The 12,591-nt window shown below is 60.6% G+C and carries 9 protein-coding genes; 5 read left to right on the top strand and 4 right to left on the bottom strand.

What is annotated here, in order from left to right; genetic code table 11:
• The first annotated feature begins 300 nt into the window (after positions 1 to 300).
• Both ACZ5FP_RS14775 and gltX read left to right on the top strand, forming a co-directional pair.
• The gene (locus tag ACZ5FP_RS14775; protein WP_464661023.1) at positions 301 to 2,115 is read left to right on the top strand and encodes an ABC transporter ATP-binding protein; all 1,815 of its coding nucleotides are present in this window, start codon (positions 301 to 303) and stop codon (positions 2,113 to 2,115) included.
• Positions 2,116 to 2,330: 215 nt separating this feature from the next.
• Positions 2,331 to 3,704, top strand: a complete 1,374-nt coding sequence (gltX, locus tag ACZ5FP_RS14770) for a glutamate--tRNA ligase (RefSeq protein WP_464661022.1) — start codon at positions 2,331 to 2,333, stop codon at positions 3,702 to 3,704.
• Here the strand turns inward: gltX and ACZ5FP_RS14765 are convergent.
• Both ACZ5FP_RS14765 and ACZ5FP_RS14760 read right to left on the bottom strand, forming a co-directional pair.
• Positions 3,622 to 4,662 (bottom strand): DUF2865 domain-containing protein, encoded by a 1,041-nt coding sequence (locus ACZ5FP_RS14765; RefSeq protein WP_464661020.1) that lies wholly within the window; start codon positions 4,660 to 4,662, stop codon positions 3,622 to 3,624. The two genes, gltX and ACZ5FP_RS14765, sit on opposite strands and share 83 nt — an antisense overlap.
• Positions 4,663 to 4,754: 92 nt before the next feature.
• Positions 4,755 to 7,052 (bottom strand): NADP-dependent malic enzyme, encoded by a 2,298-nt coding sequence (locus ACZ5FP_RS14760; RefSeq protein WP_464661018.1) that lies wholly within the window; start codon positions 7,050 to 7,052, stop codon positions 4,755 to 4,757.
• 227 nt (positions 7,053 to 7,279) lie between these two features.
• Between ACZ5FP_RS14760 and ACZ5FP_RS14755 the strand changes: the two genes are divergently transcribed.
• Together ACZ5FP_RS14755 and ACZ5FP_RS14750 are read left to right on the top strand one after the other, a co-directional pair.
• Positions 7,280 to 8,101: a UDP-2,3-diacylglucosamine diphosphatase gene (locus ACZ5FP_RS14755; RefSeq protein WP_223612928.1), complete on the top strand. Its 822-nt coding sequence runs from the start codon at positions 7,280 to 7,282 to the stop codon at positions 8,099 to 8,101.
• Between the two features lie 27 nt (positions 8,102 to 8,128).
• Positions 8,129 to 9,187 (top strand): glycosyltransferase family 4 protein, encoded by a 1,059-nt coding sequence (locus ACZ5FP_RS14750; protein WP_464663285.1) that lies wholly within the window; start codon positions 8,129 to 8,131, stop codon positions 9,185 to 9,187.
• Between the two features lie 17 nt (positions 9,188 to 9,204).
• Here the strand turns inward: ACZ5FP_RS14750 and ACZ5FP_RS14745 are convergent, their stop codons facing one another.
• Entirely contained in the window at positions 9,205 to 9,945 is a 741-nt protein-coding gene (locus ACZ5FP_RS14745) for an RDD family protein (RefSeq protein ID WP_464661016.1), read from the bottom strand.
• A gap of 277 nt (positions 9,946 to 10,222) precedes the next feature.
• On the opposite strand from ACZ5FP_RS14745, the gene ACZ5FP_RS14740 reads away from it, so the two are divergent.
• Positions 10,223 to 11,425 (top strand): MFS transporter, encoded by a 1,203-nt coding sequence (locus ACZ5FP_RS14740; RefSeq protein ID WP_463012216.1) that lies wholly within the window; start codon positions 10,223 to 10,225, stop codon positions 11,423 to 11,425.
• Positions 11,426 to 11,442: 17 nt separating this feature from the next.
• Here the strand turns inward: ACZ5FP_RS14740 and dgcA are convergent, their stop codons facing one another.
• On the bottom strand, positions 11,443 to 12,426 hold the full coding sequence (dgcA, locus tag ACZ5FP_RS14735) for an N-acetyl-D-Glu racemase DgcA (RefSeq protein ID WP_464661014.1): 984 nt from the start codon (positions 12,424 to 12,426) through the stop codon (positions 11,443 to 11,445).
• Positions 12,427 to 12,591: the final 165 nt, after the last annotated feature.

Genomic DNA, 12,591 nt, shown 5'->3' with positions numbered 1-12,591 from the left:
CGTGATTGCGATTCACCTATAAGCCATCTCTCCGGCAATCAAGCCCGGGAGGTTTAGAATGGCAGCTGTTTCAATGTCCCCTCGGGGCGGCGTCCGTTCCTGACATGTGATGATGAAAAGCCCCAGGGCTTTTCAATTGACTTCACCGGTCAAGAACACTCATCGCCGATATTGGCCTTTCCTGTATTCAGGCAAGTCGCCAAGCCAATTGTGCCGCATTGATTCCCTCGTTCTGTTGCGCGGCATTCTCGTCTGAAATTCATATTTGAGGCCGGTGCGTTTTGGCACCGGACGATCGTCATGGCATTTTTACGTAACGCCTTGCGCGGCGGAGCCTTCCGCAGCGTTCTCGGATTCACCTGGATTCACTGGCAGAAGCAGCCGGTGCGTCTGGCCATCATTCTTGGTGCAGTGCTGCTCTCGACACTGGCCGACGTGCTGACGCCGCTCTATTCGGGGCGGCTGGTCGACGCGGTGGTCAATGGCGCGGCAACGGATGCCATCGCCTGGGATGCGGCGATGGCCGCGTTCTGGACCCTGATGGCCCTGTCGCTCGGCGCCATCATCCTGCGGCACGTCACCTTCATGACGATCGTCAAGCTGACGCTGAAAATGATGTCGGAGATTGCTTCCGGCGCCTTCTTCCGTGTCCAGCGTTTCTCGACGGACTGGCATGCGAACAGCTTTGCCGGCTCGACGGTGCGCAAGATCACGCGCGGCATGTGGGCGCTTGACCTGCTGAACGATACGCTGCTGGTGGCCTTGTTTCCGTCCGTTGTCATGCTTGCCGGCTCGACCGTGCTGATGGCCTGGTACTGGCCCATGATGGGCGTCATCATCGGCCTGGGATCCCTCGTGTTCGTCGGCGTGACGGTGGCGATGTCGCTCGGCTATGTCGCGCCGATGGCGAGCCTTGCCAATCGCTGGGATACCAAGCTCGGCGGTTCGCTGGCCGATGCGGTCAGCTGCAACATGGTGGTGAAGGGTTTCGGCGCGGAAAAGCGCGAGGACGCACGGCTGCTGAAAGTTCTTGCCAAGTGGCAGGACCGGACGCGGCGCACGTGGATCCGCGGTACCCGCAACGGCACGACGCAGGGCTCGCTGCTGCTCATCCTGCGGGCATCGGTCATCGGCTTTGCCCTGTGGCTGTGGTCCAAGGGGCAGGCGAGTGCGGGTGACATCACCTTCGTGCTGACGTCGTTCTTCATCCTGCAGGGCTACCTGCGGGAAGTCGGCATGCACATCCGCAATTTGCAGCGTTCGATCAACGATATGGAAGAGCTTGTTGACATCCAGAGTCAGCCGCTCGGCATTGATGACCGGCCCGGCGCCAAGCCGATCCAGATCACCAATGGCAAGATCGTGTTCGACAATGTGACGTTCCATTACGGGGCGCATCGGGCACCGCTCTATGACCGGTTCTCGGTGACGATCCGGGCGGGTGAGCGCGTCGGCCTTGTCGGCCATTCCGGCTCGGGCAAGACGACGTTCGTCAAGCTGATCCAGCGCCTGCACGACGTGAAGGCGGGGCACATCCTGATCGACGGTCAGGATATTTCCACCGTCACCCAAGCATCGCTGCGCCAGCAGATTGCCATCGTGCAGCAGGAGCCGATCCTGTTCCACCGGACGCTGGCCGAGAACATCGCCTATGCGCGGCCGACAGCCACGCAAAGCGAGGTCGAGGAAGCGGCCCGGCAGGCCAGCGCGCATGACTTCATCATGGCCTTGCCGAAGGGCTATGGCACGCTGGTGGGTGAACGCGGTGTGAAGCTGTCCGGCGGCGAGCGTCAGCGCGTCGCCATTGCCCGGGCTTTCCTCGCGGATGCGCCGGTTCTGATCCTGGACGAGGCAACGTCGAGCCTCGATTCGGAATCGGAAGTGCTGATCCAGCAGGCCATGGAACGGCTGATGCTGGGCCGGACGACCCTGGTGATCGCGCACCGGCTGTCGACTGTGCGGGCACTCGACCGGCTGCTGGTCTTCGACCATGGCCGGATCGCGGAAGAGGGCAACCACGAAGCTCTGATCCGCCTGAACGGCGGCATCTACCGCAGCCTGTTCGAACGGCAGGCGCTGGAACTGACCAAGGGTCTTGTTCTCAATGACGGCTAGAATGCTGGCGTGATCATTGTGCGTGGTTCGACAGGCTCACCATGAGGGAGGCTGGAGATTTGCAGGGAGCGGAGGTTTTGTGACTTTCGTCAATTGCCTGCAACCCTTCCGTCTCCCTCATCCTGAGCTTGTCGAAGGACGCATGACGGTCTTGCAACGTACCTCCTCATGGTCCGCATATTGATCTTCACGCGTCGTTCCGATATGCCCGACGCATGACCATCACCGTCCGTTTTGCACCATCTCCGACCGGCTATATCCACATCGGCAACACGCGCACAGCCCTGTTCAACTGGCTGTTCGCGCTGAAACACAATGGCCAACTGATCCTGCGCTTCGATGACACCGACGTGGAGCGCTCGAAGACCGAATATGCCGAAGCGACCGCCGCTGATATTGATTGGCTTGGCATCAAGCCGGTGCGGGTCGAATACCAGTCGAAACGCTTTGCCTTCTACGATGCCGCCGTTGAAAAGCTGAAAGCCGCCGGCGTGCTTTATCCCTGCTACGAGACTCCGGAAGAGCTCGAACGCAAGCGTAAACTGCGGCTCGCGCGCCGTCTGCCGCCGGTCTATGGCCGCGATGCGCTGAAACTGACGGCGGAGGACCGCGCCAAGCTGGAAGCCGAGGGTCACCGCCCGCACTGGCGTTTCCTGCTGCCGAACTTCAAGGACGATCCGTTCGCGCCCGCGCGCACGATTGTCCACTGGGATGATATCGTGCGCGGCGAAGAGACCGTCGATCTCGCTTCGCTTTCCGATCCGGTGCTGGTGCGCGAGGACGGCACCTATCTCTACACGCTGACCTCCGTGGTCGACGATATCGACATGGGCATCACGCACATCATCCGCGGCGACGATCACGTCACCAACAGCGGCGTGCAGATTTCCATTTTCGAAGCGCTCGGTGCGAAGGCGCCGGCACTTGGCCACCACAATCTGCTGACGACTGTTTCGGGCGAGGGCTTGTCCAAGCGCACCGGCGCCCTGTCCGTCGGCAGCCTGCGCCGCGACGGCTATGAGCCGATGGCCGTGGTCAGCCTCGCCGTGCTGACGGGAACGTCGGAGAGTGTGGTCGCCATGCCTGACATGGCATCGCTCGCCGCAATCTTCGATCCGAAGGCAACATCGAAATCATCCTCGAAATTCGATCCGGCGGAACTCGATACGCTGAACCGCACGCTGATCCACGCCATGCCGTTCGACGTGGCCGAAGATCGCCTGCGCGACATGGGGATCACCGGCGAGAAGGCCGAAGCCTTCTGGCTTGCCGTGCGCGGCAATCTCACACGCGTCGCCGATGCGGCGCTGTGGTGGAAGATTATTCAGGACGGTCCCGTCAGTGACGAAGTCCTTGCCGAAGAGGACCGTGATTTCGTTGCGGCGGCTTTTGACGTGTTGCCGCAGGAGCCGTGGAGCCGCGAGACCTGGAAGCAGTGGACGGAAGCGGTGAAGGTTCAGAGCGGCCGCAAGGGCAAGCCGTTGTTCATGCCCCTGCGCATTGCCCTTACCGGGCTGGCGTCTGGTCCGGAGCTCGCAGATTTACTGCCCCTTCTTGGTCGGGAAGGAACGTTGGCCCGACGACCCTGACCTTGCGGTTGGGATCGATCGGCTTGTCCGGCGACAGCGGTTTCGGTTGTTCCGCTTCGACTTTCGGCACGGCGGGTGTCCCCAGCTGAATAATCGATGACGGTTTTTTCTCCGGCTCTACCACAGGCGCAGCCGGTTCGGCCTTGGCCTCGGCCGGTGCCGCCGGCTTGACCGGTTCGGGGTTTTTCGCCGGCTCTGCCGATGGCAGTGGTTCGGCCTTGACAGGCTCGACCGGTTTGATCGGTTCCGCCGGTTTGAGTGCTGGTTGTGTTTGTGCTGGCGCCGGTTTCGTCGCGGGTTGCCGGGCTATTTCCTTGGGATTTCCAAGCGTGGTGTAATTGCCCGCCGTGCGCTGGCAGGAGCATTGCGGCGTGCCATTGGCGCCGACTTTCCTGAATTTGAACGCGTTGGGCATATCCGTATAGGCCTGGCCGCGCAGGGAAATCATCTGATCGACGGTTTCACCGTTGGTCGAATGATAAAACAGTTTCGCGCCCGGGCATTGCGCCTGGCACTGCGCTTCGTCGCGGTGGAAATTCTCCGCGCCGGTCGCGTAGGAAATGGGGAAATAATAGCCGTCGCAGGTGCGCACGCAGAGCGTCTGATATTGTCCGCCGTAGACGGGGGCGGTGCTTTCCAGCGGCTCGTTTTCAACGGGCCGCTGGCCTCCGAGGACTTCATAGGGGCGACGGCGGGGCTCCCCGTCGCGCGGTTCGATTTCGCGCGGCAAGACTTCGCGGTCTGGCTCATAGGATGCCGAGCAATTGTTGGCGTCCATGGCAGCTTCCACCCGGTCGCGGCGCAGGTTCAGCTCATACTCATCCGTGACGAAATCATTGTCGAGTTCGCGCAGACGCTGTTCCATGCGGCTGCAAACGTCCGACTGGGCCGCTGCCAGCTGTGTTGACAACAGCAGCGTGCCCATGGCGAGTGCCGCGAAGTGTATGAACCGTTTCATATGGTCTAGTCCTGCAAGATCACGCGCAGCCTACCTGGCTGACTGCGCCTGAACCATCCATGAACGTGCGGCAGCAATAAGACGGCAGCGCGCTATTCCAGGCGCTGTGACGCCTCAACCACTGCCAGAGCCGTCATGTTGACGATACCGCGCGATGTCACCGACGGTGTCAGAATATGCACAGGCTTGGCGGCGCCGAGCAGAATGGGCCCGACATGCAGCGCATCGGTGACCGTCTTGACGACGTTCAGCGTGATGTTGGCCGCGTCGAGATTGGGGAAGACCAGAAGGTTGGCTTCGCCGCTCAAACGGGAATGCGGCAGCACACGCTCACGCAGGATTTCCGACAGGGCGGAATCGCCATGCATTTCGCCATCCTGTTCCAGATCCGGTGCCTTGGAGCGCAGGATTTCCGAAGCGGCGCGCATCTTGGCCGCACTTTCGGAATCGCGCGAACCGAAGTTGGAATGCGAAAGCAGGGCTGCCTTGGGCTCGATGCCGAAGCGGCGGATTTCGTTGGCGGCCAGAACCGTCTTTTCCGCAATTTCTTCGGCTGTCGGATCGATGCTGACATAGGTATCGGTCAGGAACAGCACGCCGCGCTGTGAAATCAGCAGGCTGAGTGCGGAAAAATTGCGGATGCCCTCGAGCTTGCCGATGATCTGGTCGACATTGCGCAGATGACGCTCGAAACGGCCTTCCAGGCCGCAGATCATGGCATCGGCTTCGCCGCGCATGATGGCCAGCGCTGCAATCACCGTGCCGCTGGCGCGGACCATGGTGCGTGCCACCTCCGGCGTGGTGCCGCGCCGGCCGGTAAGGTTCACCAAAAGGTCGACATAGTCGCGGTAGCGCGGATCGTCTTCCGGGTTGATGATGTCGAAATCGGTGCCGAGCTTGATCTTCAGGCCGTAGCGCTTGAGACGCGTCTCGATGACCTGCGGGCGGCCGATCAGCGTCGGGATCGCCGTGCCTTCCTCAAGCACCACCTGTGCTGCGCGCAGGACGCGCTCGTCTTCGCCGTCGGAATAGATCACCCGCTTCTTCTCGGCGGTCCGCGCTGCGGTGAAGATCGGCTTCATGATCAGGCCGGAGCGGAAGACAAAGCGGTTCAGCTTGTCGAGATAGACCTCGAAATCCTCGATGGGGCGGTCGGCAACGCCGGTTTCCATGGCAGCTTTTGCCACAGCTGGGGCGATGCGCAGGATCAGGCGCGGATCGAACGGCGAAGGAATGAGATAATTGGGGCCGAAGGTCGGCGTTTCGCCGGAATAGGCGCGGGCCGCCACATCCGATGGCTCCTCGCGGGCAAGCGCCGCGATGGCCTTGACCGCCGCCATCTTCATTTCCTCATTGATCGCCCGTGCGCCGCAATCCAGCGCGCCGCGGAAAATATAGGGGAAGCAGAGGACGTTGTTGACCTGGTTGGGGAAATCGGAGCGTCCGGTGCAGATCATGGCGTCGGGGCGTGCGGCACGTGCTTCCTCCGGCATGATTTCCGGATTGGGATTGGCCAGCGCCATGATCAGCGGGTTCGGCGCCATCTGCTTCAAAAGTTCCGGCTTCAGGACACCTGCGGCGGACAGGCCGAGGAACACGTCGGCACCGCCGATAACATCGGCCAGCACGCGCGCATCGGTTTTCTGGGCATAGACGGATTTCCAGCGGTCCATCAGCGTGTTGCGGCCGTCATAGACGACGCCGTCGAGATCGCAGACCCAGATGTTCTTGCGGTTGGCGCCGAGCTTGACCAGGAGGTTGAGGCAGGCGAGCGCTGCCGCACCGGCGCCGGACGCGACGATCTTGACCGTGGACAAGTCCTTGCCGGCCAGCTCCATGCCGTTGAGGATGGCAGCGGCGACGATGATCGCCGTGCCGTGCTGGTCGTCATGGAACACCGGAATGTTCATCCTGGCACGGAGGATTTCCTCCACGTCAAAGCATTCCGGCGCCTTGATGTCCTCAAGGTTGATGCCGCCAAAGGTGGGTTCGAGCGCGGCAACGACATCGACGATCTTGTTGATCTCCTGCGCGTCGATCTCGATGTCGAAGACGTCGATGTCGGCAAATTTCTTGAAGAGAACAGCCTTGCCTTCCATCACCGGCTTGGAGGCGAGGGGGCCGATATTGCCAAGGCCAAGGACGGCAGTGCCGTTGGAGATGACCGCCACAAGATTGGCGCGGCTGGTATAATCGGCTGCTGTGGCGGGGTTTTCATGAATGGCCAGGCAGGGCGCGGCGACACCGGGGGAATAGGCAAGGGCAAGGTCGCGCTGATTTCCAAGCGGCTTCGTCGCCTGGATTTCCAGTTTACCCGGCTGAGGAAAGCGGTGGTAAAACAGGGCGCTTTCTTCGAGGTCGGACTGGTTGGGCGAATTGTCCTTGGCCATGGATAATATCCTCCGGAAATTGGCTGGTCGCAACTTGGGATTTGCGATTCAATCTTTTTAGCATGCATAAATGACACGAAGAGCCATAAATGAAGTCCATTTTGTTACAAGTGTTTATCGCAGGAAACCATAGACTTTTTAGCGGCGTCATAAGACTGTGACATGAATCAGGTTTCTGTCAGACCAGAGGTACCGATGCGTACCGGCGCTGAACGGAGATCAGCCTCATGGTTGAGCCAGAGACACGTAAGTTTCGCACGCTCTTTTTGTCCGATGTGCATCTTGGTTCCAAAGGCGCCAAGGCGACCTTCCTCCTGGACTTTCTGAAGTATCACGATGCGGATACGATCTATCTGGTCGGCGATATCGTCGATGGATGGCGTCTGCGCCGCAGCTGGCACTGGCCGCAGGAGCACAACGACATCGTGCAGAAACTCCTGCGCAAGAGCCGCAAGGGCGCGCGCATCCTCTACATCGCCGGCAACCACGATGAATTCCTGCGCGATTTCCAGGGCACGCATTTCGGCGGCATCGAGGTCATGGACCGCACGATGCATGAAACCGCTGACGGCCGCAAATTCCTCGTGATCCACGGCGACCAGTTCGACGTCGTCGTGCGCAATGCCCGCCACATCGCCTATCTCGGCGACTGGGCCTATGATGCGGCGCTGGCCATCAACACCATCATGAACAAGGTGCGGCGCATGCTCGGGCTGCGCTACTGGTCGTTCTCCGCCTGGGCGAAATTCCGGGTGAAGAAGGCCGTCAACTTCATCGGTTCCTTCCAGACCGTCGTCTCCGACGAGGCCCGGCGCATCGGCGCCGACGGCGTCATCTGCGGCCATATCCACCACGCCACCATCGAAGAAATCGACGGCATCGAATACATCAACACCGGCGACTGGGTTGAAAGCTGCACAGCCATCGTCGAGCATCACGACGGCAAGATGGAACTCATCTCCTGGACGCATCTGATCGGGGAGAAGGCTGGCTTTGCGCCTGTCGTCAAACTCGAGGACAAGCGTCCCAAGGCGGCGAATGCGGCCTGAATGGCTTCTCCTGCAGAGATCGATCCGATGAAGCGGCTGGTCATCGTCTCCGATGCCTGGCATCCGCAGGTCAATGGCGTGGTGCGCACCCTGACCCAATTGCGCGAGCAGATGGAGGCGCGGGGCGTCGAGGTGACGATCATCTCGCCCGCGGACTATCCCTCGGCGCCATGTCCCACCTATCCGGAAATCCGGCTGGCACTGACCTATCCTGCGGCGGTGAAAGCCCGGATCGAGGCGTTGCAGCCCGCCTTCGTGCATATCGCCACGGAAGGCCCGCTCGGCATCATGGCGCGGCGTGCCTGCCTGAAAAACAAGTGGCGCTTCACCACGAGCTTTCATACGCGCTTTCCCGAATATCTGCGTGAGCGTCTGCCCATTCCGCTGGCCTGGACCTACGGCTTTCTGCGCCGGTTCCACAATGCCGCCGAGACCTGCCTTGTCCCGACGCAGTCCATCTACGAGGAATTGACCGAGCGCGGCTTCGACACGTTGCGCGTGTGGACGCGCGGTGTCGACCGCGATCTGTTCCGCCCGCAGGCGGACGTCGATCTCGGCCTCGCGCATCCCGTCTTTCTCTGCGTCGGCCGCGTTGCGCCGGAAAAGAATCTTGAAGCCTTTCTGGCGCTCGATCTGCCGGGAACAAAACTTGTCGTCGGCGACGGGCCGGATATGGATGAGCTGAAGCGCAAATTCCCCGACGCCGTGTTCGCCGGCAAGAAGGAGGGCGAGGAACTCGCCCGCCACTATGCGGGTGCCGATGTGTTTGTTTTTCCCAGCCGCACCGACACGTTCGGCCTGGTGCTGCTGGAGGCGATTGCCTGCGGGCTTCCGGTCGCGGCCTATCCGGTGGCCGGCCCGAAGGACGTCATCGGTGCGACAGGCGCTGGCGTTCTGTCAATCGACCTGCAGGAGGCTGCGCTGGGCGCACTTGCCATGGGGCGCGTCGATCCCGATGCCACCCTGCAGGGATTCAGCTGGGAAGCCTGCGCCGATATATTCGAGGATATTCTCACGGCGATTGCTGGTGCCAAGCCGCAGCTCGGCCACGAAGCGAACGCGGCGCGGGCGGTGTCGGCGGGCTAGATGGTTCCTGGCTATGGCTATATCCGTACCACTGCCGTTCCCACCAGTCGGTCGTAGATCGGGTCATTTTTTTGCGAAGCTGAAATTATGATCCACAGTACCCACGCCAATTGGATTATGCTGCCAATTACAAGCCATGGTACCAGATCCGAAACGCCGGGTTCTGGCCGCATGCTTCTAACAATCAAGATTATCCCAATCACAATGCCCGGTATGGACCCGATCCACATCGCCAAATTGCGCAACAGTGCCTTGCGAAAGGGCAATCCAGTTCTTGGTATTTCATTGCTATCGACAGCGCGAATTTTTACAGCACGTTTTCCAAGGGTAGCGCCGTGCCAATATTCCATCAAAACGAGGTACACCAATAGGATTAATATTGCTGGACCATCTGCAGGGAATCCGGAGCGCGGAACTCCATCTGGGCCGAGCCCGTAGGCACGAAATTCTGTCGTCGTTACAGCGCCGTCCTTTGTGCTTTTGCTGGCAAGAAGCCACCGGGACATATCAAAGCCAAGTAGTCCACGGTGGCAATCGGCAAACGAGTTGAAATCTGCTGGCGGTGGAGGATCAAGTTTGAAGCCCTCCGGCAGTGCTGATACTTCATAACAACTTGTGGTGGTGAAGCCAAACGTTCCCTGAACAGCACCGTTCGTTTGTGCGAAGAGGACGATCACTATTATCTGCAACGGGATCAATATAATGATGGCGTCCAGCAAAAGTGCGCCGAAACGACGCCAGAAACCGGCGCGATTCATGAGAGAGTCATAATAGACAGGCACCATTTTCGATCTTGCCCCCGCTTGATCAGACTGAGGCGATCTTGATGGGGTTGATGACGAAGTACAACTTGGGTTTTAAAATAAGCTGTGGACTGTTGTTGTTAGCGCGTCAGCTTATTGTGGTTTGTCTCGGAAACAATTTGATGCGAAAAAACCTTCAGCGTTTCTAGGCAGTTGGGCCAAATCATGGTAATTCGGAATACGGCTATTCATATATTCGTGCGCCGTTCCTCGATCCTCCGAAAGTCCTTCCATGACAGCCGCCACTGCGGACACTTTTCACGACAAGCCATCTCGGTTCGAGTTTCGGCTGGCTCTGGCTTATTTCGCGATTTTCATCTCGAGCGGCCTGCATCTGCCCTATTTTCCCCTGTGGCTGGAATTCCGTTCGCTGTCGCCGACGGAAATATCCATCGTCCTGTCCATGCCGCTGTTCGTGCGCGTCATCGCCGCGCCGCTGGTTTCCATTCTGGCTGATCAATCCAGCGACCGTGCGCATATCCTGACCATTGCCACCATTCTGGCGGTGATCGTCGCGGCCTTCTACTTTCTGCCGTTCAATTTCTTCGGCATTCTGGTCGTGTCGCTGGTGCTTGCCGCACCGTGGACATCGCAGGTTCCGCTGGCCGATACGATCGCGCTTTCAGGCGTGCGCCGCTACGGGGCGGATTTTGCCAGGATGCGCGTCTGGGGGTCCATCGCATTCCTGCTGGCCTCCTTTGCCGGCGGCGTGCTGATCCAGCACACGGGCGAGTGGATCATCCCGACGGTGCTGCTGGGTGCGCTGGTGGCCGCATGCGGCATGAGCTTCGTGGTGCCGCGCATTGGCAAGCCGCGGCGCCTGTCGCCGCTGTCGGATATCGACATGGCGGATGCAGGCAGGGCGCTGCGCCGCCCGGCCTTCGTGACCTTCCTGATCGCCACGGGGATCACGCAGGCAAGCCACGCCTATGGCTACAGTTTTTCGGCCATCTACTGGAAGTCCATCGGCATCGAAGAGACGGTGATCGGCGCGCTCTGGTCCATCGCCGTGGTGGCCGAGGTGATCATGTTCACCTGCTTTCGCCGGGTTTTCGGACGCCTGCATCCGGCCAGGGTGCTGATGATCGGCTCAGCCGTCGCCATATTCCGCTGGACCGTCTTCCCGCTGATCGTGCCTGCAGGTCTCGGCGTGGCTGGCTTTTTCGTCGTGCAGAGCCTGCATGCCTTCTCCTTCGCCCTGTCTTTCCTCGGCATGCAGAAAATGATCGCCATGACCATTCCCGAGGAGAAGGGTGGAACGGCGCAGGGCATATCCACCTTCTTCATCGGCACGTCGCTGGCCATCGTCACCATGGTGTCCGGACCGCTCTACAGCGCCACCGGCATCTATGGCTTCTATGCCATGGTGGCGCTGGCGGCAGTCGGGCTTGTCCTGGCCAATGTTTCGCTTCGATTGGAGCAGCGCGAGCGCTAGTTGTTGAGGCTCTACACCTAGCCCCAAAGCTCCGATTGCGGCGGCGAGACGCGGCTGCCTTCAAAGACGAGGCCGGGCTGGCGGTCGTCCTTCAGGATCAGCGGACCGTCGAGATCGACGAAGTCGGCGTCCTGCGCGACGAGGATGGCAGGCGCCATGGCCAGGGACGTGCCCACCATGCAGCCGACCATGATGCCGAACCCGAGTTCGCGCGCCCGTTTCTGCATGCGCAGGGCCTCGGTCAGCCCGCCCGTCTTGTCGAGCTTGATGTTGATGCTGTCGTAGCGGCCAAGGAGCGTATGCAGATCGTCCGTACCGTGGGCGCTCTCGTCGGCACACAGGGGGACGGGGTGGGGGATTGTCGAGAGAATGCCGTCCTTGCCAGCCGGGAGCGGCTGCTCGATGAGCACGACCCCGGCCTTTGCGGCGGCCAGCATATGCCGGACGATATTCCGGTCGGTCCAGCCCTCATTGGCATCGAGAATGATGCGGCTGTCGGGTGCAGCTTCCGCTACGGCCCGAATGCGATCTTCGTCATCCTCGCCGCCCACCTTGACCTTGATGACCGGACGGCCGGACAGGGCGCGGGCCGAGGCAGCCATGGTCTGTGCGTCGCCGAAGGAAACGGTCACGGCCGTGGTGAGGGCTTTGAGCGGCGGCAAGCCGATGATATCGGCAACGCGCCGGCCAGCCCGTTTGGCTTCGAGATCCCAGAGCGCGCAATCGACGGCATTGCGGGCCGCGCCGGCGCCGATCAAACCGGGCAAATCCTGCCGGTTGGCCCCTGCGGCGAGCACGCTGCGCAGTTTTTCGATTTCGGCACAGACGGAATCGAGACTTTCGCCATAGCGGGCATAGGGAACGCATTCGCCGCGCCCCGTGTGCAGTCCGTCGCGCAGGGTACAAACCACCACGGCTGCTTCCGTCTTGGAACCCCGCGAGATTGTAAACGTTCCGGCAATGGGCCAGCGTTCAACGGTAATCTCCATATTAACAGTCATTATATGCGCCTTAATTGCTACAGTGACATCAAGTCCGAGACTCGATATGTGTGAGGGATGTTGACCGATAGAGCAAACAATTCAAGTGCTTCTGCCGCCGCAGGGTTCCACGTCGATACCGGCGTGTGTGCTGCGGTGCTGACGACGCTCTCTATCCATTGATTT

Source organism: Phyllobacterium sp. T2-21, from assembly GCF_055378485.1.
This window is presented reverse-complemented; position numbering and strand designations above follow the sequence as displayed.